19 protein-coding genes are annotated in these 24,017 nt (G+C 71.1%); 9 read left to right on the top strand and 10 right to left on the bottom strand.

Annotated elements, in window-relative coordinates; all coding sequences use genetic code 11:
- Window positions 1–16: 16 nt before the first annotated feature.
- The gene (locus DVK44_RS04195; RefSeq protein ID WP_114658387.1) at window positions 17–688 is read left to right on the top strand and encodes a response regulator; all 672 of its coding nucleotides are present in this window, start codon (window positions 17–19) and stop codon (window positions 686–688) included.
- 94 nt (window positions 689–782) lie between these two features.
- Here the strand turns inward: DVK44_RS04195 and DVK44_RS04200 are convergent, their stop codons facing one another.
- The 3 genes from DVK44_RS04200 to metH form a co-directional block, all read right to left on the bottom strand.
- Complete coding sequence (locus tag DVK44_RS04200) at window positions 783–2,384, bottom strand: ABC transporter substrate-binding protein (protein ID WP_114658388.1); 1,602 nt, start codon at window positions 2,382–2,384, stop codon at window positions 783–785.
- 515 nt (window positions 2,385–2,899) lie between these two features.
- Entirely contained in the window at window positions 2,900–3,598 is a 699-nt protein-coding gene (locus tag DVK44_RS04205; protein ID WP_114658389.1) for an HAD family hydrolase, read from the bottom strand.
- A 119-nt stretch (window positions 3,599–3,717) separates the two neighbouring features.
- The gene (metH, locus tag DVK44_RS04210) at window positions 3,718–7,227 is read right to left on the bottom strand and encodes a methionine synthase (RefSeq protein WP_114658390.1); all 3,510 of its coding nucleotides are present in this window, start codon (window positions 7,225–7,227) and stop codon (window positions 3,718–3,720) included.
- Between the two features lie 237 nt (window positions 7,228–7,464).
- On the opposite strand from metH, the gene DVK44_RS04215 reads away from it, so the two are divergent.
- The 5 genes from DVK44_RS04215 to DVK44_RS04235 all read left to right on the top strand — a co-directional run bounded on the left by DVK44_RS04215 (window position 7,465) and on the right by DVK44_RS04235 (window position 13,361).
- Window positions 7,465–8,229: an IclR family transcriptional regulator gene (locus DVK44_RS04215; protein WP_114658391.1), complete on the top strand. Its 765-nt coding sequence runs from the start codon at window positions 7,465–7,467 to the stop codon at window positions 8,227–8,229.
- Window positions 8,230–8,460: 231 nt separating this feature from the next.
- A complete protein-coding gene (locus DVK44_RS04220; RefSeq protein WP_114658392.1) occupies window positions 8,461–9,252 on the top strand; it encodes an MIP/aquaporin family protein in 792 nt (263 codons plus the stop codon).
- 52 nt (window positions 9,253–9,304) lie between these two features.
- Window positions 9,305–10,852 (top strand): glycerol kinase GlpK, encoded by a 1,548-nt coding sequence (gene glpK / locus DVK44_RS04225; RefSeq protein ID WP_114658393.1) that lies wholly within the window; start codon window positions 9,305–9,307, stop codon window positions 10,850–10,852.
- Between the two features lie 62 nt (window positions 10,853–10,914).
- Window positions 10,915–12,525 carry a glycerol-3-phosphate dehydrogenase/oxidase gene (locus DVK44_RS04230; RefSeq protein WP_114658394.1) on the top strand — a complete coding sequence of 537 codons (1,611 nt, stop codon included), beginning with the start codon at window positions 10,915–10,917 and terminating at the stop codon, window positions 12,523–12,525.
- A gap of 164 nt (window positions 12,526–12,689) precedes the next feature.
- Entirely contained in the window at window positions 12,690–13,361 is a 672-nt protein-coding gene (locus DVK44_RS04235) for a FadR/GntR family transcriptional regulator (protein WP_114658395.1), read from the top strand.
- A 28-nt stretch (window positions 13,362–13,389) separates the two neighbouring features.
- Here the strand turns inward: DVK44_RS04235 and DVK44_RS04240 are convergent, their stop codons facing one another.
- Window positions 13,390–14,166, bottom strand: coding sequence for an SDR family NAD(P)-dependent oxidoreductase (locus tag DVK44_RS04240; RefSeq protein ID WP_114658396.1), 777 nt, complete (start codon window positions 14,164–14,166; stop codon window positions 13,390–13,392).
- A complete protein-coding gene (locus DVK44_RS04245) occupies window positions 14,163–15,494 on the bottom strand; it encodes an enolase C-terminal domain-like protein (protein WP_114658397.1) in 1,332 nt (443 codons plus the stop codon). The genes DVK44_RS04240 and DVK44_RS04245 overlap by 4 nt, the downstream gene beginning before the upstream one ends.
- Before the next feature lie 265 nt (window positions 15,495–15,759).
- Between DVK44_RS04245 and DVK44_RS04250 the strand changes: the two genes are divergently transcribed.
- Together DVK44_RS04250 and DVK44_RS04255 are read left to right on the top strand one after the other, a co-directional pair.
- Window positions 15,760–16,842 (top strand): PAC2 family protein, encoded by a 1,083-nt coding sequence (locus DVK44_RS04250; protein ID WP_114658398.1) that lies wholly within the window; start codon window positions 15,760–15,762, stop codon window positions 16,840–16,842.
- A gap of 168 nt (window positions 16,843–17,010) precedes the next feature.
- On the top strand, window positions 17,011–18,054 hold the full coding sequence (locus DVK44_RS04255; protein ID WP_114658399.1) for an NAD-dependent epimerase/dehydratase family protein: 1,044 nt from the start codon (window positions 17,011–17,013) through the stop codon (window positions 18,052–18,054).
- Between the two features lie 91 nt (window positions 18,055–18,145).
- On the opposite strand, the gene mshC is transcribed toward DVK44_RS04255, so the two are convergent.
- From mshC to DVK44_RS04275, 4 genes are all read right to left on the bottom strand, one after another.
- Window positions 18,146–19,375 (bottom strand): cysteine--1-D-myo-inosityl 2-amino-2-deoxy-alpha-D-glucopyranoside ligase, encoded by a 1,230-nt coding sequence (mshC, locus tag DVK44_RS04260; protein ID WP_114658400.1) that lies wholly within the window; start codon window positions 19,373–19,375, stop codon window positions 18,146–18,148.
- Window positions 19,376–19,500: 125 nt separating this feature from the next.
- Window positions 19,501–20,406: an SCO1664 family protein gene (locus tag DVK44_RS04265; protein WP_114658401.1), complete on the bottom strand. Its 906-nt coding sequence runs from the start codon at window positions 20,404–20,406 to the stop codon at window positions 19,501–19,503.
- Entirely contained in the window at window positions 20,370–20,960 is a 591-nt protein-coding gene (locus DVK44_RS04270; RefSeq protein WP_114658402.1) for a DUF3090 domain-containing protein, read from the bottom strand. Before DVK44_RS04270 ends, DVK44_RS04265 begins: the two co-directional genes overlap by 37 nt.
- 106 nt (window positions 20,961–21,066) lie before the next feature.
- Window positions 21,067–21,765, bottom strand: a complete 699-nt coding sequence (locus tag DVK44_RS04275; RefSeq protein WP_114658403.1) for a histidine phosphatase family protein — start codon at window positions 21,763–21,765, stop codon at window positions 21,067–21,069.
- Window positions 21,766–21,848: 83 nt separating this feature from the next.
- Between DVK44_RS04275 and DVK44_RS04280 the strand changes: the two genes are divergently transcribed.
- Window positions 21,849–22,877: a magnesium and cobalt transport protein CorA gene (locus tag DVK44_RS04280; protein ID WP_114658404.1), complete on the top strand. Its 1,029-nt coding sequence runs from the start codon at window positions 21,849–21,851 to the stop codon at window positions 22,875–22,877.
- A gap of 70 nt (window positions 22,878–22,947) precedes the next feature.
- Here DVK44_RS04280 and DVK44_RS04285 read toward each other — a convergent pair whose 3' ends face one another.
- A complete protein-coding gene (locus tag DVK44_RS04285; protein ID WP_114658405.1) occupies window positions 22,948–24,000 on the bottom strand; it encodes an LLM class F420-dependent oxidoreductase in 1,053 nt (350 codons plus the stop codon).
- Window positions 24,001–24,017: the final 17 nt, after the last annotated feature.

The following is a 24,017-nucleotide window of genomic DNA, read 5'->3' on the forward strand; positions in this document are numbered from 1 at the left end:
CCGAAGGAGATCCCTTGTGACTGTCCGCGTCCTACTGGTCGACGACCAGCCGCTGCTGCGCACCGGGTTCCGGATGATTCTGGAGGCGGAGCAGGACCTCGCGGTCGTCGGTGAGGCCGGGGACGGCCTCCAGGCCATCGACCAGGTCCGCGCGCTCCAGCCCGATGTGGTGCTGATGGACATCCGTATGCCGCGGATGGACGGGGTGGAGGCGACGCGCCGGATCACCGGCCCCGGCCGGGACGGTCCGGCGAAGGTGCTCGTGCTGACCACCTTCGATCTGGACGAGTACGTGGTGGAGGCGCTGCGCGCGGGCGCCAGCGGCTTCCTGCTGAAGGACGCGCCGGCCAATGAGCTGGTGCAGGCCATCCGGGTGGTCGCGGCGGGCGAGGCGATGCTCGCGCCGAGCGTCACGCGCCGGCTGCTGGACAAGTACGCGGACCATCTGCCGTCGGGCGAGGAGCCGCTGCCCGACACGCTGCACACGCTGACCGACCGTGAGGTCGAGGTGCTGAAGCTGGTGGCGCGCGGGCTGTCGAACGCGGAGATCGCGGCGGATCTGTTCGTCAGCGAGACGACGGTCAAGACGCATGTGGGCCATGTGCTGACGAAGCTGGGCCTGCGTGACCGGGTCCAGGCGGCGGTGTACGCGTACGAGAGCGGGCTGGTGCGCCCGGGCGCCCAGTAGCGCCCGTAGCGGCGGCGCGCAGGCCGTGGCGTACGCCGAAGGGCCCCCGGGAGCTTCCCGGGGGCCCTTCGGCGTACGCGTGTGCGCGGGCGGGTCAGCTGCCGCTGCCCCGGCGCAGCTCCCAGAGGTGCAGTTCGGCGGAGGAGTTGACGGCCCACTCGACGCCGGCGATGTCGCTGCGGGAGGCGACGTACTGCTTGCCCTGCCACAGCGGCAGCACGGGGACGTCCTCGGCGACGATGTCCTGGATCTCGCCGAAGGTCTTGGCGGCGGCGCTGCGGTCGGCCTCCTTGCGCGACTTGGGTATCAGATCGTCGCGCAGCTTGCGGTTGTCGTAGGGGGTGCGGAGGAAGCTGTCCTCGCCGAGGAACGGGTCGATGTAGTTGTCGGGGTCCGGGAAGTCGGGGAACCAGCCCATGCCGTAGACGGCGTACTCGCCCTTGATCTCATTGGGCCGGAAGATCGCCCACTCGGTGCCCTTGATGTCGATGTCGAAGAGCTTGCTGGCGTTGAGCTGGTCCCTGAGGGTCTCGAACTCCTTGGCCGTGGCGGAGCCGTAGTGGTCGGTGGTGTAGTTCAGGGTGAGCTTGACCGGGGTGGTGATGTTCGCGTCCTTCAGCAGGGCCGCGGCCTTGGAGACATCGCCCTCGCCGTACTTGTTGAAGAACGGGTTGGTGTGGGTGGCGATGCTCGACGGGATGAGCGAGTAGAGCGGCTGGGCCATCGCGCCGTACACCTTGTTGATGAGCTGACCGCGGTCGATGGTGTACGCCATGGCCTGGCGGACGGCCTTCTCCTTGACGGAGGGCGCTTCGGTGTCGAAGCCGAGGTAGCGGATCTCCAGGCCGGGCATCTCGGTGAGCTGGATGCTGTCGTCCGGCTTCTCGATGAAGTTCTGGATCTGCTCGGGCGACATGGAGCGGGTCATGACATCGATGCCGCCGGAGGCGAGTGCCTTGCCCATCGTGTCGGCGTCCTTGAAGGGCCGCAGCTCGACCTTGTCGTTCTGGGGCTTGACCGCGCCCTTGTACAAGGGGTTCCTGGTGAAGACGGCCTTGACGATCTTGTTGTCGCTGACCTCGGCCTTCATGGTGTACGGGCCGGAGCCGGACAGTTCGAAGCCGTCGCGGAGCTTCCTCGCGTCGTAGTCCTTGGGGTTGAGGATGCCGGCCGGCGTCGTGGTCAGCTTGTACGGGAAGGTCGCGTCCGGTGTCTTCAGATGGAAGATGATCCGGGTGTCGCCGTCGGTCTCGATCGTGTCGATGTTGGCGAGCAGACCGGAGATGCCGGAGGGGTTCTTGATGTCCAGGACGCGCTGGAAGGAGAACTTCACGTCCTTGGCCGTGACGGGGTCCCCGTTGGAGAACTTGAGGCCCTCACGCAGGGTGCAGCGGAAGCTCTCGTTGCCGCGGTCCGTGAAGAGGCACTCGGAGGCCGCGTCGGGCAGGGGCTTGCCGCCGCCGCGCGGGACGTACATCAGCGTCTGGACGACCTGGCGCAGCACGTTCCAGATGCCCGCGTCGTACGCGAAGGCGGGGTCCAGGGGCGCCTGGCCGTCCTTGGTGGCGATGTACTGGTCCGTGGTCCCCACGACGATGGCATCACCGCCGGAGCCGCTGTCCGAGCCACCGCAACCGGCGAGCACGGGCGCAAGCAGGCCGACCACGACCGGCAGCACCAAAGTCTTGCGGTTCATCCTGGACGTACTCCCTCATCCGGCACTGAGATACAGCGGTTCTGGAGACTCCGCCGCGTTTACCCGGTCGGGGCAGTGCGATCGGGCCGGGATACAGGGCGATCGGTCCTGTGTACATGGCGACTTGGGTGGCCGTCGGGACACGTCGTTGATGCGGCGAAGTGCTCGCGACGAGATTAGTCGGAGGCACCGGGAATGCCGGACCGGGCCCGATCTGAAACGTAATCACACAGTGATCGACATTAGCGTCCTGTGAATATGCCGGCTCAGGAATCTTTCGCGCATGCCCTCACCAACCAGGACACAAGGGCACAGGAACAGCCGTCGACGACGGTACTGGATCAACCGCATCGGCCGCTGTCGACGGCGGAACGGGTGATAAAGCTCACTCGGAAAGCATTTCGGCGCCGCTTCCGCCGAGGACCGGCAGGTTACGGAAAATATCCGCGCCAATGCGATGAGTTTCCCTCTCGCATTACACCACGACGCTCTGTGTGCGAGACGTACCCTTTGCGTTACCTTTGCGTCATCAGATCGCGCAGGAATACCAGGTCGACGTCTTCCAGCGAACCGACGACGGTCCGTCCGGGGGCCGCGGCGATGGGCGCGACGGACGGTACGGCGACGACCTTGCAGCCCGCGGCCTCGGCGGCGGCCACCCCGGTGGCGGTGTCCTCGACGACCGCGCAGCGCGCCGGGTCGGCGCCCAGTCCGCGCGCGGCGAGCAGATACGGATCGGGGTGCGGCTTGGTCCGGGGCACCTCGTCACCGGCGACCGTGAGCGCGAAGTTCTCCGGGCCCAGCGAGGTCAGTACGCGGTCGATGATGCGCCGGTGCGAGGCGGAGACCAGCGCGGTGGGCACCTCGTGCGCGGCGAGTTCGGTGAGCAGCCGCCGGGCGCCGGGCATCAGCGGCACCCCGAGCCCGATGCGCTCCTCGAAGGTGTCGTTGAGGAGCACGGTCAGCTCGGCGAGGGTGATGTCGGCGCCGGTGGCCTCGATCAGGAAGCCCGCGCTGCGGGTCATGGGCCCGCCGACCACCACATCGCGCCAGGACTCGTCCAGGACGTGCCCGAGGGTCTTGAAGACCTCGACCTCGGCGTCCCACCAGAACCCCTCGCTGTCGACCAGGGTGCCGTCCATGTCGAGGAGCACCGCCTGAAGGGCGGACCCTTCGGCCGTACGGGTCAAGGACGCGGGGACCGTACTGGTCATCCGGCACACCTCCATGGGGACGAGAAGGCCGGCCCCCCGCCCGGTGGGCACTTTCCCACCGGGACAGGCGACCGGCCTGCGCTGGACCGACCAGTGTACGACGCGGGTGCCGGGGGCGCTCAGCGGGCGTTGAAGTACTTCGCCTCGGGGTGGTGGATCACGATGGCGTCGGTGGACTGCTCCGGGTGGAGCTGGAACTCCTCGGAGAGCTGGACTCCGATGCGCTCGGGCTCCAGCAGCTCCGCGATCTTGGCGCGGTCCTCCAGATCGGGGCAGGCCCCGTAGCCGAGCGAGAAGCGGGCGCCGCGGTACTTGAGCGCGAACATGTCGGAGACCTCGGCCGGGTCCTCGCCGGCGAAGCCCAGTTCGGAGCGGACGCGGGCGTGCCAGTACTCGGCGAGGGCCTCGGCGAGCTGGACGGAGAGCCCGTGCAGTTCGAGGTAGTCGCGGTAGGAGTTGGCCTCGAACAGCTCGGCGGTCGCCTCGCCGATCTTCGAGCCGACGGTGACGACCTGGAGGCCGACCACGTCCGTCTCGCCGGACTCCTCGGGGCGGAAGAAGTCCGCGAGGCAGAGGCGGCGGCCGCGGCGCTGGCGCGGGAAGGTGAAGCGGGTGCGCTCGGAGCCGTCGTCGCGCAGCAGGATCAGGTCGTCGCCCTTGGAGACGCAGGGGAAGTAGCCGTAGACGACGGCGGCCTCCAGCATGTTCTCCGTGTGCATCCGGTCCAGCCAGCCGCGCAGATGCGGGCGGCCCTCGGTCTCGACCAGTTCCTCGTAGCTGGGTCCGCCCTTGCGGGCCTCCTTCAGTCCCCACTGGCCCTTGAAGAGCGCGCCCTCGTCCAGCCAGGAGGCGTACTCCTTGAGCTGGATGCCCTTGACCACCCGGGTGCCCCAGAACGGCGGGGTGGGGACGGGGTTGGCCACGGAGACGTCCGAGCGGACCGTGCCCTCCTCGGCGCGCTCCTCGGCCACCGGGGCGGTCACGGCCCTGACGCGGCGCTGCTTCAGCTCGGGGAGGGCGGCGCCGGGGACACCGCGCTTGACGGCGATCAGGGCGTCCATCAGCCGCAGGCCCTCGAACGCGTCGCGGGCGTAGCGGACTTCGCCCTCGTAGATCTCGTGGAGGTCCTGCTCGACATACGCCCGGGTGAGCGCGGCGCCGCCGAGGATCACGGGGTAGTCGGCGGCCATTTGCCGCTGGTTCAGCTCCTGGAGGTTCTCTTTCATGATCACGGTGGACTTGACCAGCAGCCCCGACATGCCGATGACATCGGCGCGGTGCTCCTCGGCCGCGTCGAGGATGGCGGCGACGGGCTGCTTGATGCCCAGGTTGACCACGTTGTAGCCGTTGTTGGAGAGGATGATGTCGACGAGGTTCTTGCCGATGTCGTGGACGTCGCCGCGGACGGTGGCGAGCACGATGGTGCCCTTGCCCTCGTCGTCCGACTTCTCCATGTGCGGTTCGAGGTGGGCGACCGCCGTCTTCATGACCTCGGCGGACTGGAGGACGAACGGCAGCTGCATCTGGCCGGAGCCGAACAGCTCGCCGACGACCTTCATGCCCGCGAGCAGGGTGTCGTTGACGATCTCCAGCGCGGGCCTGCTGGTCAGCGCTTCGTCGAGGTCGGCCTCCAGGCCGTTCTTCTCGCCGTCGATGATGCGGCGCTGGAGGCGCTCGTCCAGCGGCAGCGCGAGCAGCTCCTCGGCGCGGCCGGCCTTCATCGACTTGGTGTTGACGCCCTCGAACAGCTCCATGAGCTTCTGGAGCGGGTCGTATCCCTCGGCGCGCCGGTCGTAGATCAGGTCGTGGGCGGCCTTGACCTGCTCCTCCTCCAGCCGGGCGATGGGCAGGATCTTGGAGGCGTGCACGATGGCGGAGTCCAGGCCGGCCTTGACGCACTCGTCCAGGAAGACCGAGTTGAGGACGATCCGGGCCGCCGGGTTCAGTCCGAAGGAAATGTTGGAGAGGCCGAGGGTGGTCTGCACATCGGGGTGGCGGCGCTTGAGTTCGCGGATCGCGCCGATGGTGGCGATGCCGTCGCCCCGGGACTCCTCCTGGCCGGTGCAGATGGTGAAGGTGAGGCAGTCGATGAGGATGTCCGACTCATGCACGCCCCACTTGGTGGTGAGGTCGGTGATCAGCCGCTCCGCGATGGCCACCTTGTGTTCGACGGTACGGGCCTGGCCCTCCTCGTCGATGGTGAGCGCGATGAGCGCGGCGCCGTGCTCGACGGCCAGTTCGGTGACCTTGGTGAAGCGGGACTCGGGGCCGTCGCCGTCCTCGTAGTTGACGGAGTTGATGACGGCCCGGCCGCCGAGCTTCTCCAGTCCGGCGCGGAGGACGGGCAGTTCGGTGGAGTCGAGGACGATCGGCAGGGTGGAGGCGGTGGCGAAGCGGCCGGCCAGCTCGGCCATGTCGGCGACGCCGTCGCGGCCGACGTAGTCGACGCAGAGGTCCAGCAGATGGGCGCCCTCGCGGATCTGGTCGCGGGCCATCTCCACGCAGTCGTCCCAGCGGCCGGCCAGCATGGCCTCGCGGAACTTCTTCGAGCCGTTGGCGTTGGTGCGCTCACCGATGGCGAGGTACGAGGTGTCCTGGCGGAACGGCACGGTCTGGTAGAGCGAGGCGGCGCCCGGCTCGGGGTGCGGGGTCCGCTCGGCGAGGTCGGCGCCCCGGACCCGCTCGACGACCTGGCGCAGGTGTTCCGGTGTCGTACCGCAGCAGCCGCCGACCAGGGAGAGGCCGTACTCGCGGACGAAGGTCTCCTGGGCGTCGGCGAGTTCGGCGGCGGAGAGCGGGTAGTGGGCGCCGTTCTTGCCGAGGACGGGCAGGCCGGCGTTGGGCATGCAGGAGAGCGGGATACGGGAGTGACGGGCGAGATAGCGCAGGTGCTCGCTCATCTCGGCGGGGCCGGTGGCGCAGTTGAGCCCGATCATGTCGATGCCGAGCGGCTCCAGGGCGGTGAGGGCCGCGCCGATCTCGGAGCCGAGGAGCATCGTGCCGGTGGTCTCCACCGTGACGGAGCAGATCACCGGGAGGTTCGTACCGGCGATCCGCTGGGCCCGGCGGGCGCCGAGGACGGCGGCCTTGGTCTGGAGCAGGTCCTGGGTGGTCTCGATCAGCAGCGCGTCGGCGCCGCCGGCGATCATGCCCTCGGCGTTCTGCTGGTAGGCGTCGCGCAGGGTGCCGTACGGGGCGTGGCCCAGGGTGGGCAGCTTGGTGCCGGGGCCCATGGAGCCGAGCACCCAGCGCTGCTGTCCGGTGGCGGCGGTGAACTCGTCGGCCACCTCGCGGGCGATCCGGGCGCCGGCCTCGGACAGCTCGTGGACCCGGTCCTCGATGTCGTACTCGGCGAGGGCGGCGTAGTTGGTACCGAAGGTGTTGGTCTCGACGCAGTCGACGCCGACCGCGAAATACTCTTCGTGCACGGAGCGGACGATGTCCGGGCGTGTCACGTTCAGGATCTCGTTGCAGCCCTCCAGATCCTGGAAGTCCTCCATCGTCGGATCCTGGGCCTGGAGCATGGTGCCCATGGCCCCGTCGGCGACCACCACGCGGGTGGCGAGCGCCTCGCGCAGGGCGTCGATACGGGTCCGGCTGTCGGTGGAGGGGGTCGGCGACGAGGCCATGTGAGTACTCCCGGGTTGCGACGGCTGTCGGCTTTGCGCCTGGCTGGTGGCAGACGCACCCGGCCAGCGTAGCCGGGAAGGGCCCGGTCCGGGGCGGCGTCCCAGCGACTGGACGGCATCCTGTGTCCGGGATTCTCCCGGGCACGCGGTCTTGAGAGACCCCTCTCCATGAGGAGAATTGGTCGGCATCGACCGATAGTGTTCAGCATTGTCGAACGTAGTGGAGGTCCGGGTCCGATGGCGAAGAACATCCAGTCGCTGGAACGGGCGGCGGCCATGCTCCGGCTGCTCGCGGGCGGCGAGCGCAGGCTCGGCCTGTCCGACATCGCCGCCTCCGTCGGGCTGGCCAAGGGAACGGCGCACGGCATCCTGCGCACCCTCCAGGCGGAGGGATTCGTCGAGCAGGACGCCGCGTCCGGGCGCTATCAGCTGGGGGCCGAGCTGCTGCGGCTCGGCAACAGCTATCTGGACGTGCACGAGCTGCGGGCCAGGGCGCTGGTCTGGACGGACGACCTGGCCCGCTCCAGCGGCGAGAGCGTGCATCTGGGCGTGGTCCACCAGCAGGGCGTACTGATCGTCCACCATGTCTTCCGGCCGGACGACAGCCGGCAGGTGCTGGAGGTGGGCGCCATGCAGCCCATGCACTCCACCGCGCTGGGGAAGGTGCTCTCCGCGTACGACCCGGTGGCGCACAGCGAGGCGGTGGAGAGCGAGCGCCCGGCCCTGACCCCGCGCACCGTCACCGGTCTGGCCGACTTCGAGGCGGTGCTCGACCTGACCAGGGCGCGCGGCTGGGCCGCGGACGTCGAGGAGACCTGGGAGGGCGTGGCCGCGGTGGCCGCGCCCATCCACGACCGGCGGCGGATGCCGGTGGGCGCGATCGCCATCACCGGCGCGGTGGAGCGCATCTGTCCCGCGGGCGAGCTGCGGTCCGAGCTGGTGGCGGCGGTACGCGAGTGCGCGCGCGCCGTTTCCCGGGACATCGGCGCCGGGCGCTTTTGAGCGGTATGCCCGATCATCGGTATGGAGTGAGGTTTCGACCGCCGCACTCTTGACGGAACATCCCCCAGCGGAGAAAACTGCCGGACAACGGTCGGCATTGTCGAACACTTATCGGCTATACGAGTTAGTGTGTGACAACGCCACTGGCCGGTAACGCCCTCACCCCCTGAGGGCGCGGACCATCCGGTGCGAGCCGGAGGTCTGCCCTCCCCCTGGACGAAGGAGTCTCGGGTGTCCAACTTCGACATCTTCATAGGCGAGGTCACAGGTACCGCCCTGCTGATCCTGCTCGGTGGCGGCGTAGTCGCCGGGGTTGTTCTCAAGCGTTCCAAGTCACGGGACGCGGGCTGGGTGGCCATCAGCTTCGGCTGGGGCTTCGCGGTCATGGTCGGCGCGTATCTCTCGGCGCCCATATCCGGCGCGCTGCTGAACCCGGCCGTCACACTCGGTCTCGCGATCGAGGGCGGCATCAAGTGGGGGGACGTCCCCCTGTACATCGCCTCCCAGATGCTGGGCGCGATGATCGGCGCCTTCCTCGTGTGGGTGGCGTATCTGGGCCAGTTCAAGGCCCATCTCACCGACCCGGAGATCATCGCGGCGCAGCCGTCGGTGGAGGGGATGGTCGACCAGAAGACCGCCCCGAAGGCGGGTCCCGTGCTGGGCGTCTTCTCCACCGGACCCGAGGTCCGGAACGTGGTCCAGAACATGCTCACGGAGATCATCGCCACCTTCGTGCTGGTCATCGCCATCCTCACGCAGGGCCTCAACGACAAGGGCAACGGCCTCGGGGTGCTGGGTGTGCTGATCACCTCGTTCGTCGTGGTGGGCATCGGCCTGTCGCTGGGCGGTCCGACCGGGTACGCCATCAACCCGGCCCGTGACCTGGGCCCGCGCATCGTGCACGCGCTGCTGCCGCTGCCCAACAAGGGCGGCTCCGACTGGAGCTACGCGTGGATACCGGTGGTCGCTCCGCTGATAGGCGCCGCGCTGGCCGGCGGCTACTACAACTGGGCGCTGAAGTGACACCCCCGACCGCATCTCCCCTCCCCCTTCGCACCGAGCAGGAGCAGACACCGTGAGCGACACCACCACCGGCACCTCCTCCCACGGCACGGGCCCCTTCATCGCGGCCATCGACCAGGGCACCACCTCCAGCCGCTGCATCGTCTTCGACCGGGACGGCCGTATCGTCGCCGTCGACCAGAAGGAGCACGAGCAGATCTTTCCCAAGCCGGGCTGGGTGGAACACAACGCCGTCGAGATCTGGACGAACGTCCAGGAAGTCGTGGCCCGCGCCATCGAGAAGGCGGGCATCACCTCCGCCGACGTGAAGGCCATCGGCATCACCAACCAGCGCGAGACCACCCTGCTCTGGGACAAGAACACCGGTGAGCCCGTCCACAACGCCATCGTCTGGCAGGACACCCGTACCGACGCGCTCTGCCGCGAGCTGGGCCGCAACGTCGGCCAGGACCGCTTCCGCCGCGAGACCGGACTCCCGCTGGCCAGCTACTTCGCCGGCCCGAAGGCCCGCTGGCTGCTGGACAACGTCGAGGGGCTGCGCGAGCGCGCCGAGCGCGGCGACATCCTCTTCGGGACGATGGACTCCTGGGTCATCTGGAACCTGACCGGCGGCACCGACGGCGGCGTCCACGTCACCGATGTCACCAACGCGTCGCGCACCATGCTGATGAACCTGCACACCCTCGCGTGGGACCCGAAGATCCTGGAGTCCATGCAGGTCCCGGCCGCGATCCTGCCCGAGATCCGGTCCTCCGCCGAGGTGTACGGACACGCCAAGGGCGGCGCGCTCGACGGCATCCCGGTCGCCTCGGCGCTCGGCGACCAGCAGGCGGCCCTGTTCGGCCAGACCTGTTTCGCCGAGGGCGAGGCCAAGTCCACGTACGGCACCGGCACCTTCATGCTGATGAACACCGGTGGCAAGCCCGTCAACTCGTACAACGGCCTGCTGACCACGGTCGGCTACCGCATCGGCGACCAGCCCGCCGTGTACGCGCTGGAGGGCTCCATCGCGGTCACCGGCTCGCTGGTGCAGTGGATGCGCGACCAGATGGGCCTGATCAAGTCGGCGGCCGAGATCGAGACCCTGGCGTCCTCGGTCGAGGACAACGGCGGCGCGTACTTCGTCCCCGCCTTCTCCGGCCTCTTCGCCCCGCACTGGCGCCCCGACGCCCGCGGTGTCATCGCCGGTCTGACCGGCTATGTCACCAAGGCGCACATCGCCCGCGCGGTGCTGGAGGCCACGGCGTGGCAGACCCGCGAGATCAGCGACGCCATGACCAAGGACTCCGGTGTCGAGCTGACCTCGCTCAAGGTCGACGGCGGAATGACCTCCAACAACCTGCTGATGCAGACCCTCTCCGACGTCCTGGACGCCCCCGTGGTGCGTCCGATGGTCGCCGAGACGACCTGCCTCGGCGCCGCCTACGCCGCCGGACTGGCCGTGGGCTTCTGGCCGGACACCGACGCCCTGCGCGCCAACTGGCGCCGGGCCGCCGAGTGGACGCCCCGGATGGAAGCGGCCACCCGTGACCGCGAGTACAAGAACTGGCTCAAGGCCGTCGAGCGGACCATGGGCTGGCTCGACAACGAGGACAGCTGACCACCGGACCACCGGACAGCTGACGCGCCGCAGCGCCGGCGAGAGCTGAAGAGGAGTTACGCATGAGCACCCTGCAGAGCGTTCCCGCACTGGGGACGCACCCGGCCGGCGGTTCCCTGCCGAGCCGCGCCGAGACCCGGGACCAGCTGGCCAGAGCCACCTACGACCTGCTGGTGATCGGCGGCGGCATCCTGGGCATCTCCACCGCCTGGCATGCCTCCCAGTCGGGACTGCGGGTGGCCCTGGTGGACGGCGGCGACTTCGCCGGCGCCACGTCCTCCGCCTCCTCCAAGCTGCTCCACGGCGGGCTGCGCTACTTGCAGACCGGCGCGGTGAAGCTGGTGGCGGAGAACCACTTCGAGCGGCGCGCGGTGTCCCGGCAGGTGGCACCGCACCTGGCCAATCCGCTCACCTTCTATCTGCCCGTCTACAAGGGCGGCCCGCACGGCGCGGCCAAGCTCGGCGCGGGCGTCTTCGCCTACTCGGCGCTCTCCGCGTTCGGGGACGGCGTCGGCCATGTGATCAGCCCGGACAAGGCCCGGCAGGCCGTGCCCGAGCTGCGTACGGAGAACCTCAAGGCCGTGGCCGTGTACGGCGACGACCAGATGAACGACGCGCGGATGGCACTGATGACCGTCCGCGCGGCCGTCGACTCCGGCGCCACCGTCCTCAACCACGCGTCGGTCACCGGGCTCCGCTTCACCCAGGGCCGGGTCACCGGCGCCGAGCTGCGGGACGCGCTCGACGGTACGGAGTTCGGGGTCGACGCCCGGCTGGTGCTGAACGCCACCGGCCCCTGGGTCGACCACCTGCGCAAGCTGGAGAACCCGGACGCGGCGCCGTCCATCCGGCTCTCCAAGGGCGCGCACCTCGTTCTCAAGCGCACCGCGCCGTGGAAGGCCGCGCTCGCCACGCCCATCGACAAGTACCGCATCACCTTCGCCCTCCCGTGGGAGGACATGCTGCTGCTCGGCACGACCGACGAGGAGTACGAGGGCGAGCCCGCCGATGTCGCGGTCAACGAGAAGGACATCGCGCAGATCCTGGACGAGGCCGCGTTCTCGGTACGGGACCAGCAGCTGACCCGCGATCTGATCACCTACTCCTTCGCCGGGCTGCGCGTCCTGCCCGGCGGCCCCGGGAGCACCTCCAAGGCCAAGCGCGAGACGGTCGTGACCGAGGGCCGGGGCGGCATGCTCTCGGTCGCGGGCGGCAAGTGGACCACCTTCCGCCATATCGGCCGTACGGTCCTGAAGAAGCTGGAGTCGCTGCCGGGGCACCCGCTCGGCCAGGGCATGGAGCCGGTGTCCCAGCTGCCCAAGAAGCTTCCGCTGCCCGGTATCGCCAGCCCGAACGCGGTCGCCCACCGACTGCTGATCGACGGCGGCGGCACCGGCCCCTCGATGGCCCCCGACACCGCCCGCCATCTCGCCACCCATTACGGCTCGCTGGCGTTCGACATCGTGCGGCTGGCCAACGAGTACCCGGAGCTGGGCGAGCGGATCCACCCGGACGCCCCGGAGATCTGGGCGCAGGTCGTGTACGCCCGGGACCACGAGTGGGCCGAGACGGTCGACGACGTGCTGCGCCGCCGTACCACGCTCACCATCCGGGGACTGGACACGGAGCCGGTCCGGGCCCGGGTCGCGGAGCTGCTGGCCGAGCGGAGCTGACGGCCGGGCCGACGGACGAGCCGGGCCGACCGCCGGACGTCCGGATGGCGGCCTCGGACGTCCGGATCGCGGGCGGGGTACGCCTCCCACCGGGGAGGGGCCTCGCCCGCCGGGCCGGTCCGCCCGCATAATGGGGCGATACATCGGATGTCTGGAGGTCGCCCGTGGCTGTCACCGACGAGGCCATCGAGAAGATCAAGGAAATGATCGTCTCCGGCGCGCTGCGCCCCGGCGACCGTCTTCCCAAGGAGAGCGAACTCGCCGCCGAGCTGGGGCTGTCCCGCAACTCGCTGCGCGAGGCGGTGCGCGCGCTGTCGCTGATCCGCATCCTCGATGTGCGCCAGGGCGACGGTACGTACGTCACGAGCCTCGACCCGCAGCTGCTGCTGGAGGCGCTGAGCTTCGTCGTGGACTTCCACCGGGACGACACCGTGCTGGAGTTCCTCGCCGTACGCCGCATCCTGGAGCCCGCCGCGACCGCGCTGGCGACCCCCCGGATCACCGAGGCGGAGCTGGACGCTCTGGACGCGGCGCTGACCGCGCTGGGGCCGGCGCCGTCGGTCGGCGAACTGGTCGCGGCCGACCTGGAGTTCCACCGGTCGATCGTGCGCCACTCGGGCAACGCGGTGCTCTGCTCGCTGCTGGACGGGCTGTCGGGGCCGACCACCCGGGCCCGGGTCTGGCGCGGGCTGACCCAGGAGGACGCCGTCGCCCGGACCCTCCACGAGCACCGCGCGATCCTCGCGGCGCTCCGCGACCGGGACGCGGAGGCGGCCAGATCCTGGGCGACGGTCCATGTGGCGAGCGTCGAGATGTGGCTCAGATCGACGCTGTGAGCCCGGGCGGGCGGCGCGTACGCCCCGCTCAGGCGAGGGGGCGCAGCCGCAGTCCCTGCATCCCGCCGTCGACCGCGAGCGCCGTACCCGTGACGGCCGCCGCCGCCGGACTCGCGAGATACGCGACGGCCGCCGCGACCTCGTCCGCGCCGACCAGCCGGCCGGTGGGCTGGCGCGCGGCGAGGGCGGCGCGTTCGGCGGCGGGGTCGTCGGCCGCGTCGAGGAGCCGGCCCACCCAGGGGGTGTCGGCGGTGCCGGGGTTGACGCAGTTGACGCGGATGCCCTCGCGGACGTGGTCGGCGGCCATCGCCAGGGTCAGCGAGAGCACCGCGCCCTTGCTGGCGCTGTAGAGCGCGCGCTGCGGGAGCCCGGCGGTGGCGGCGATCGAGCAGGTGTGGGTGACGGAGACCGCCCCGGGCCGCCCGGCTGCGGCGCGGCGCAGATGCGGCAGGGCGTGCCGGGCGGTGCGGACCATGCCGAGGACATTGACGTCGAGTACGCGCAGCCACTCGTCGTCGGGGTTGTCCGCGACGGTGCCGAGGGCGCCGATGCCCGCGTTGGAGACGACGGTGTGCAGCCCGCCGAACTCCCGGGCCGCCGTGTCCACCGCCGTACGGACCGCCGCGTCGTCGGTGACGTCGGCGGTGAGCGGCAGGGTCCCGGCGGGCGCGCCGCCGGTCTCCCGGTCCAGTACGGCGACGCGTGCGCCGCGCGCCACCAGCAGGGCGGCGACGGCCGCGCCGATACCGGAGGCACCGCCGGTGACCAGGGCACCGAGTCCCTCGAAGTCCCGTACCGCCATCATGATCCGTTCTCCTTCCGCGGGCCGGACGCGCCGGTACGGGCCGCCCAGACGGATCCGTCGGGGTAGCGGTGGGCGGCGAGGGACGCGGGGAGCATCCTGGCCGAGAAGCCGGGCGCGGTGGGCGCGCGGTAGCGGCCGCCGGTGACGACGACGGGGTCGGCGAAGTGTTCGTGGAGGTGGTCGACGTACTCGATGACGCGGTCCTCCTGACTGCCGGAGACGGCGACGTAGTCGAACATCGCGAGGTGCTGGACGAGTTCGCAGAGGCCGACCCCGCCGGCGTGCGGGCAGACGGGGACGCCGAACTTGGCGGCGAGGAGCAGGATCGCCAGGTTCTCACCGACCCCGGCGACCCTGGCCGCGTCGATCTGGACGTAGTCGACGGCCTCCGCCTGGAGGAGCTGCTTGAAGACGACGCGGTTGGCGGCGTGTTCACCGGTGGCGACCCTGACGGACTGTCCGGCGCGGACGGCGGCGTGGCCGAGGATGTCGTCCGGGCTGGTCGGCTCCTCGATCCAGTGCGGTGCGTACGGGGCGAAGTCGGCCAGCCGGCGCAGCGCCTCGGGGACGTCCCAGCGCTGGTTGGCGTCGAGCGCGATGCGTATGTCGTCGCCGACGGCTGCGCGGGCGAGGCGCAGCCGCCGTACGTCGTCGTCGGGATCGGCGCCGACCTTGAGCTTGATCTGCCGGAAGCCGTCGGCGACGGCCTGCCGGGCGAGGGTGACGAGCTTGGTGTCGGAGTAGCCGAGCCAGCCGGGCGAGGTGGTGTACGCGGGGTAGCCGCCGGCCCGCAGCCGGGCGGCGCGCTCGGCGCGGCCGGGCTCGGCGGCGCGCAGCAGGGCCAGCGCCTCGTCGGGGGTGAGCGCGTCGGTGAGATGGCGGAAGTCGACGAGCGAGACCAGCTCCTCGGGGGTCATCCCGGCGAGGAACTCCCAGACCGGCAGGCCCGCGCCGGTGGCCGCGAGGTCCCAGGCGGCGTTGATGACCGCGCCGGCGGCCATGTGCATGACCCCCTTCTCCGGGCCGAGCCAGCGCAGTTGGGAGTCATGGGTGAGCGCGGTGGAGAGTTCGGCGAGATCGGCGGCGGTGCGGGGGGCGGGGCGTCCGACGACATGGGGCCGCAGCGCCTCGATGGCGGCGGCCATGACCTCGTTGCCGCGTCCGATGGTGAAGCAGAAGCCGTGCCCCTCACCGCCGGCGGAGGTACGGAGCACCACATAGGCGGCCGAGTAGTCGGGGTCGGGGTTCATGGCGTCGGAGCCGTCGAGCTGCTCGGAGGTCGGGAAGCGGATGTCGTGCACCGTGAACCCGGTGACGGTCTCGGTCATGCGCGCCTCTCGTACAGAACATCGGATCTCTTGCGGTCATCCGATGTATAGCGCCGCCTGCGCGCGACCGTCCAGAGCCGCGGCGAAATCGAGCCTCAGCGCTCGGATGAATCACCGGGGAATTGGACAGGGAGAGAACGGGGCCGCACCGGTCCGCGACCGGGTCCGGAGAAGTTCACCCGGCCGTGCACGGGGCTGCGGCCGGGGACGGCGAAAGCCGTAAGGTTGGTGCGTAGAAAAAGGAAACTTCGGAAGGAGGCACTGGGTGATCGAGCTCGACGGGGTTCCCGAGCTGATCGACCCGGTCATGGTGGCCGCGTTCGAGGGCTGGAACGACGCGGGCGACGCGGCCTCCGCGGCGGTGGCTCATCTGCACCGGGAGTGGAAGGGCGAGGTGTTCGCGGCGCTGGACGCCGAGGACTACTACGATTTCCAGGTCAATCGGCCCACGGTCTATCTGGAGGGCGGCCAGCGGAAGATCACCTGGCCGACCACCCGGCTCTCCGTGGTGCGGGTGGGCGGGGAGACCCCTCGTGACCTGGTGCTGGTGCGCGGTATCGAGCCGTCCATGCGCTGGCGCTCGTTCTGCAACGAGCTGCTGGGTTTCGCCCATGAGCTGGGTGTGGAGATGGTGGTCATCCTGGGCGCGCTGCTCGGCGACACCCCGCACACCCGGCCGGTGCCGGTCAGCGGGGTCACCTCGGACACGGATCTGGCCAGGACGATGGACCTGGAGGAGACCCGGTACGAGGGGCCGACCGGCATCGTCGGCATCCTCCAGGAGGCGTGCACCCACGCGGGTGTGCCGGCGGTGAGCCTGTGGGCCGCCGTGCCGCACTACGTGTCGCAGCCGCCCAATCCCAAGGCGACGCTGGCGCTGCTCAACCGGCTGGAGGATCTGATCGGGCTGCGGATCCCGCTCGGCGAGCTGGCCGAGGACGCGCGGGCCTGGCAGCTGGGGGTGGATCAACTGGCCGCCGAGGACAGCGAGGTGGCGGAGTACGTCCAGTCGCTGGAGGAGGCGCGGGACACGGCCGAGCTGCCCGAGGCGTCCGGCGAGGCCATCGCCCGGGAGTTCGAGCGGTATCTGCGCCGGCGCGACGGCGGTCCGGGGCCCGGGCCGGGACCGGGACCCGCGCCGGGCGGCCATGCCACGGAGGGCGGGGACGGCCCGCCGTATCTGCGCGACGCCTCGGGCGGCGGCCGCGCCCGCCCGCCGCGCTCCCCGCGCGACCTCTCCGGTCCGGGCGGGGGTACGGGCAGAGGCCCGGGGCCGGCGGACGGACCCGCGGACGGTTCCCCGGAGGACGGGCCCGCCGACAACGAGGACGGGTCCTCCGGGGACTGAGGACAACAGCGGGACAGACGGCCGGTGCGGCGGGGGAACGACGGCCCCCGCCGCACCGGCCGCTTCGCCATGTGTGCGCACAATTCAGCCAGTAGCGCGGACCAATGATTGAAAGTGATCACAACCGGTCTACCCTGCTCCGCAGATGACAGCGGAGAGGTGCGGTTGATGAAGGTGCTGGTGACCGGCGCGTCGGGATTTCTCGGCGGCCATCTGGTGGACGGCGCCGTGCGCGCGGGCCACCACGTCCGGGTGCTGGTGCGGCCGGGCAACGACATCGGCCGACTGACGGCGCTGCCCGGGGTGGAACCGGTGTACGGCGATCTCGGCGACGCCGACGCGCTGCGCCGGGCCGCCGAGGGCGTCGACGTGGTGCACCACAGCGCCGCCCTGGTCGGACAGCGCGGCACCCGCGCGCAGTTCTGGGAGACCAATGTCGCGGGCACCGAGCGGCTGCTGACGGCGGCCCGGAGCGCCGGGGCCCGCCGCTTCGTCTTCATCAGCACGCCCAGCGCGCTGATGAACCCCCGGGACGGCGACCGGTTCGGCATCGACGAGAGCATCACGTACCCGGACCGGTTCTTCAATCTCTACTCCGAGACCAAGGCCGCCGCCGAGCAGCGCGTACTGGCCGCCCACGGGCCGGAGTTCACCACGGTCTCGCTGCGTCCCCGGGGGATCTGGGGGCCGCGCGACCGCTCCGGCTTCCTGCCGAACCTGATCGCCAAGCTGGTGGCGGGCAAGCTCCCCGATCTCGCCGGCGACAAGCGGGTGCTGACCTCGCTCTGCCACTGCGACAACGCGGTATCCGCCGCGCTGCTCGCCACCGGGGCCCCGGCCGAACGGGTCGGCGGCCGGGCCTACTTCATCGTCGACCGGGAGCCCGTGGACGCGCGGGAGATGATCCTGCGGCTCACCGAACTCTTCGGCGGTACGCCGCCCACCCGCAGGGTGCCGCCGCCGGTACGGGACGCGCTGGTCGCGGGGGTGGAGCTGCTCTGGCGGATCCCGGCGCTCGCGGCCCGGCGCGAACCTCCGCTCAGCCGCTACTCGGTGGCGCTGATGACCCGGTCCCGTACGTACGACACCTCGGCGGCCGAGCGGGACTTCGGCTACTCCCCCGTGATGGACACGGAGACGGGGCTGCGGCAGCTGGCGGAGTGGGTCGAGTCGCAGGGCGGCACCGAGGCGTTCGTACGCACCATGTCCTGACGGGATACGGGGGTACGGCACGACGGCCCGGCCGGGGTACGGCGCGACGGCCGTACCCCGATCGGGCCCCGAGCCGATCGGACCGGGGCGGCTACAGCGCGACGCCGAGCAGCGCGTCGACGGTGCGCGAGACCACGCCGGGCGCGCCCTCCTCCGTACCGCCCGTGGACTCCTGGAGCGCGGCCCAGCGGTCGACGGCCGCGAGCGCCGCGGGCGCGTCCAGGTCGTCGGCCAGCGCCTCGCGGACCTCTTCGACCAGCGCCTCTGCGGACGGTCCGTCGGGCCGCGACACCGCGGCCCGCCAGCGCGCCAGCCGCGCCACGGCGTCCTGGAGGACCTGGTCGGACCACTCCCAGTCGGCGCGGTAGTGGTGCGCGAGGAGCGCGAGCCGGATCGCCGCCGGGTCCACACCCGCGCGGCGCAGGCTGGACACGAAGACGAGATTGCCCCGGGACTTGGACATCTTCTCGCCGTCCAGGCCGACCATCCCGGCGTGCACATACGCCTGGGCGAAGGGGTGTTCCCCGGTCAGCGCCTGGGCGTGCGAGGCGCCCATCTCGTGGTGCGGGAAGGCCAGATCGCTGCCGCCGCCCTGGACGTCGAAGCCCATCCCGAGATGGTCGAGGGCGATGGCCACACACTCGATGTGCCAGCCGGGCCGGCCGCGGCCCAGGGAGCCGCCGTCCCAGCTCGGCTCGCCGGGCCGGGCGGCCAGCCAGAGGATCGGGTCGAGCGGGTTCTTCTTGCCCGGCCGGTCGGGGTCGCCGCCGCGCTCGGCCGAGAGCAGCCGCATCGCCTCGGCGTCGAGCCGCGAGACCTGTCCGAAGTGCGGATCGGCCGCCACGGAGAAGTAGACGTCGCCTTCGAGTTCGTACGCGGCACCGGCCTCCACCAGCCGTTCCACCAGCGGCACGATGCCCGGTATCGCCTCGACGGCGCCGATGTAGTGCTGGGGCGGGAGCATGCGCAGGGCGGTCATGTCCTCGCGGAAGAGGGCCGTCTCGCGCTCCGCGAGCCCGACCCAGTCCTCCCCGTCGCGCGCCGCCCGTTCCAGCAGGGGATCGTCGACATCGGTCACGTTCTGGACGTAGTGAACCTGCCGCTTCGTGTCGAGCCACACGCGCTGCACGAGGTCGAACGCGTTGTAGGTCGCCGCGTGACCCATGTGGGTCGCGTCGTACGGCGTGATGCCGCAGACGTAGATACGGGCGACGGGACCGGGCGCGAGGGTGACGCGGCCGTCGGTCGCGGTGTCGTGAATCGTGAGGTCGCGGCCCTTGCCAGGCAGGGCGGGGACCTCGGAAGCGGGCCAGGCATGCATGTCATGAGCGTAACCGGATGGAAGTTCCGGATACGAACCGGATGGCCGATCTTGGCCGATGAGGCGCTCTTGCGCGTTCCGTCGCGAACTGCTTACGGGCGCCGGGTATCAGGCCGGGATCAGGCTCACACCGGCGGCCAGGGAATCGGCGGCCACTGCCCGGAGGGTTCCGGGTGCCGGCCGGTGTGGCGCAGCTCACGGACCCGGGCGCGTACGGCATCGGTCTCGGCCACGGTGATGAGTTCGGCCAGTCGGGTGGCGAGGGGCGCGGCGGGCACCAGCGCTTCCTCCAGCCGGGCCAGCACCGCCAGCGCCTCGTCGGTCAGCGGCTCGCCCGCCCAGCCCCAGAGCAGGGTGCGCAGCTTGTCCTCCACATGGAAGGTGACGCCGTGGTCGATGGCGTAGAGGTGGCCGCCGGGCGCGGGCAGCAGATGGCCGCCCTTGCGGTCGCCGTTGTTGATGACGGCGTCGAGGACGGCGAGACGCCGCAGCTGCTCGTCATCGGCGTGCACCAGCAGGGCGGTCCGGCCCTCGCCGACCTCGGCGCGGCCGACGGCCTTCCAGCCGTCGCCGGGGCGCTCCTCGTCGACGAGGGCGAGCAGCGGGCCGAAGTCCGCGTCGGGGGTGTCGTCCGCGCGGGCCGCTTCCTCGTCGGCGGCCGTATCCTCAGCGTCGTTCACCGCGTCCGCGTCGTCGTCCGGCTCCAGGTCGATCCAGAGCTGGCACATGCCCTCGCCGTACGGTCCGTCCCGGAGCACGGTCGGCGGGACGAGGTGCCAGCCGGTCGCCTCGGAGACCTCGTACGCCGCGACCTCGCGCTGGGCGAGCGTGCCGTCGGGGAAGTCCCACAGGGGCCGCTCCCCCGCGACGGGCTTGTAGACGCAGGACGCCTCCCGGCCCTCGTACGCGACCGAGCAGTAGAGCACCCCGTTGGACGCCTCACGGATCCGGCCACGCACCGTCAGCTCGCCCTTGGTGAGCAGCTCGACAGCGGTCACGCTCCGCGGCGGTATCCGTTCTGGCGCGGGCATACGTGTCCTTCCGGGTCGAGCGGCAGGCTGCACAGCGGGCACGGCGGCCGGCCCGCGTTGACCACGTCCAGGGCGCGCTTGGCGAAGGCCCTGGCCTGGGTGCCGGAGAGCCGGACCCGGAGCATCGGCGGCCCGTTCTCCTCGTCCTGGAGCAGCCGCTCCTCGGCCTCGGCGAGATCCTCGTCGGTGTCGGCCTCCAGCTCGACGAGCGCCTGTGCCTCGATGATCATGCGCTGCTCGTCGCCGTCCCAGGCCAGCGCCATGGTGCCGACCCGGAACTCCTCCTCGACGGGCGCGTCGAGCGGGGCGGAGTCGGTCACCTCGGCGGGCGCCACGGCCGGCACGGGCGCGTTCCCGCCGGTCCGGCGCACGACCTCGTCGAGCAGCTCGTCGATACGCTCGGCGAGCGCCGCCACCTGGGTCTTCTCCAGGGCGACGCTGGTCACGCGCCCGGCGGCGGACGCCTGGAGGAAGAACGTACGGCGTCCAGGCAGCCCGACCGTACCGGCCACGAAGCGGTCCGGTGGGTCGTAGAGGAACACCTGACGGGACACGTCCTGTCTCCCTTGGAGATCGTCGGAATCGGAATCGGAACAGAGCGGGGAAAGCGCCGCCCTCGGCATCGCTCGGACGGCGCGTCCACCCTACTGCGCCGACCGATCACGTCGCTCCCGCGCCGCCCCCGACCGTGCCCGGTCCGGCGGCCGGTCCCGCGTCCTGGCCGGCGCGCGGTGCCAGCGCGCCGAGATCGCCCGTGTCGCCGAGGCGCAGCACAAAGGGGCGCAGCCGGGTGTAGCGGACCGCCGTCACCGAGCACGGGTCCACATGGATCCGCTGGAAGAGATCGAGATGCATCCCCAGCGCGTCCGCCACCAGGGCCTTGATGATGTCGCCGTGCGAGCACATCAGGAAGACGGCGTCCTCGCCGTGCTCCTCCTCCACCCGCGCGTTCCACTCCCGGACGGCCTCGACGGCGCGCGCCTGCATCGCGCGCATCGACTCGCCGCCGGGGAACGCGGCGGCGGAGGGGTGCTGCTGCACGACCGTCATCAGCGGCTCGTCGGCCAGCTCGGCGAGCTTGCGGCCCGACCAGTCGCCGTAGTGGCACTCCCCGATCCGGTCGTCGGTCCGCACCTCGGTGCCCGGCCGGGCGTCCAGCAGCGGCTGGAGCGTCTCCAGACAGCGCTGGAGCGGGCTGGAGACAACGGCGGCCAGCGGCACCCCCGCCAGCCGTCCCGGCAGCGCCGCGGCCTGCGCGGCCCCCCGCTCGTCGAGGGCGACACCGGGCGTCCAGCCGGCGAGCAGCCCCGCGGTGTTGGCGGTGGACCGCCCATGACGTACGAGGATCAACGTGGCCATGCGGCCAGCGTAGAGCCTCGGTAGGACAACGGTCGCCGGGCGGCGGTGGCCGGGGGATGCGCTCCTGGCCGGAAAAGGGAAGAATGCCCGCCGTGATCGTGGACTGCGCCATCTACCGCGGCGGACGCCGTACCGACGGGCCCGCCGACTTCTCCGACGCCCTCGCCGAGGCCCGGGCCGAGGGCGACGCGTTCCTCTGGCTCGGGCTGCACGAGGCCACGGTGAAGGAGTTCGAGCTGGTGAGCCGCGAGTTCGGGCTGCATCCGCTGGCCGTGGAGGACGCGCTCACCGCGCATCAGCGGCCCAAGCTGGAGGTCTACGACGACTCGCTGTTCATGGTCCTCAAGCCCGTGGTCTACGACCACGGCAGCGACAGCGTGTCCACGGGCGAGCTGATGGTCTTCATAGGCGACTCGTTCGTCGTGACCGTCCGGCACGGCGAGGGCGCCCCGCTGGCGGCCGTACGGAGCCGGCTGGAGGCGGAGCCCGAGGTGCTCAAGCACGGGCCCACCGCCGTCATGTACGCGGTCAGTGACGCGATCGTCGACCACTACATCGAGGTGGCCGGGGAGTTGCAGGCCGATCTGGAGGAGCTGGAGGCCGATGTCTTCGCGCCGGACGGCGGCGACGGCGCCGGCGGGCCCCGCGCCCGGGACGCGGCGACCGGGACGCCGACCGCGGCGCGGATCTACGGATTCAAGCGGCAGGTACTGGAGTTCCGCCGGGCCAGCGGCCCGCTCGCGGCGCCGATGGCCCGGCTCTCCGGGACCGGGGTGCCCTTCGTCCATGAGCACGCGCAGCCGTTCTTCCGGGACGTCAACGACCATCTGCTGCACGCCAACGAGCAGGTGGAGGGGCTCGACCGGCTGCTCTCCGACATCCTGTCCGCGCATCTCGCGCAGATGGGCGTCCGGCAGAACGACGACATGCGGAAGATCTCGGCGTGGGCCGCCATGGCCGCCGTGCCCACCATGGTCGCCGGGATCTACGGGATGAACTTCCGGCACATGCCGGAGCTGAGGTACGTATGGGCTTATCCGGCCGTGCTCACCTTCATGGCGCTCGTGGTCTTCGGGCTGCACCGCCAGTTCAAACGGCGCGGCTGGCTCTGACGGCCGGCGCGGCCCCGGCGGCCGGGGAAGGCCGGGAGGGGCCGCGCCCGCGCGGGCCGCGCCGCCGGGGTTACGAGGCGAGCCCGGCGCGCTCCAGGGCCTCGGTGCCGGTCCGCAGCGCGGCGAGCCGCTCGTCCAGGGTGAATCCGGCGGGCGCGAGGGTCAGCGTGGTGACGCCCGCCTCCGCGTACTCCGTCATCCGGTCGGCGATCCGCTCGACCGTACCGAGCAGCGTCGTCGAGTCGATCAGCTCGTGCGGTACGGCGGCGCCCGCGCCGGTCTTGTCGCCGGAGAGGTACTTGTCCTGGATCTCGGCGGCCTCCTTCTCGTACCCCATGCGCTGCGCGAGCTGGTTGTAGAAGTTCTGCTTCCGGCTGCCCATACCGCCGACGTACAGGGCGGTGTACGGGCGGAACGTGTCCGCGAGCGCGGCGATGTCCGTGCCGACGGCGAGCGGCACGGTGGGACAGACGTCGAAGCCGTCCATGGTCAGACCGGCCTTCTCGCGGCCCGCCCGCAGATACCGGATCGCGGTCTCCTCCAGATGACCGGCGGAGGGGAAGATCAGCAGCGCGCCGTCCGCGATCTCGCCGGTCTGCTCCAGGTTCTTCGGGCCGATCGCCGCGATGTAGAGCGGGATGTGCTCGCGCTCCGGGTGCACCGTGAGCTTCAGCGGCTTGCCGGGGCCGCCGGGCAGCGGCAGCGTCCAGTGCTCGCCCTCGTACGAGAGCCGCTCCCGGGACATGGCGCGGCGGACGATCTCGACGTACTCGCGGGTGCGGGCCAGCGGCTTGTCGAACTTCACGCCGTACCAGCCCTCGGAGACCTGCGGTCCCGAGACGCCGAGGCCGAGCCGGAACCGGCCGCCGGAGAGGGAGTCGAGGGTGGCCGCGGTCATCGCGGTCATCGCGGGCTGGCGCGCGGGGATCTGGAGGATCGCGGAGCCGACGTCGATGGACTCGGTGTGCGCGGCCACCCAGCTCAGTACGGTCGGGGCGTCGGAGCCGTACGCCTCGGCCGCCCAGCAGACGTCATAGCCGAGCCGGTCCGCCTCCTGCGCGACGGCGAGGTTGTCCCCGTCCATTCCCGCGCCCCAGTAACCGAGATTGATGCCGAGCCGCATAGCCACTCCCCTTGCCG

This window comes from Streptomyces paludis (assembly GCF_003344965.1).
GTDB classification, from domain to species: Bacteria; Actinomycetota; Actinomycetes; order Streptomycetales; family Streptomycetaceae; genus Streptomyces; species Streptomyces paludis.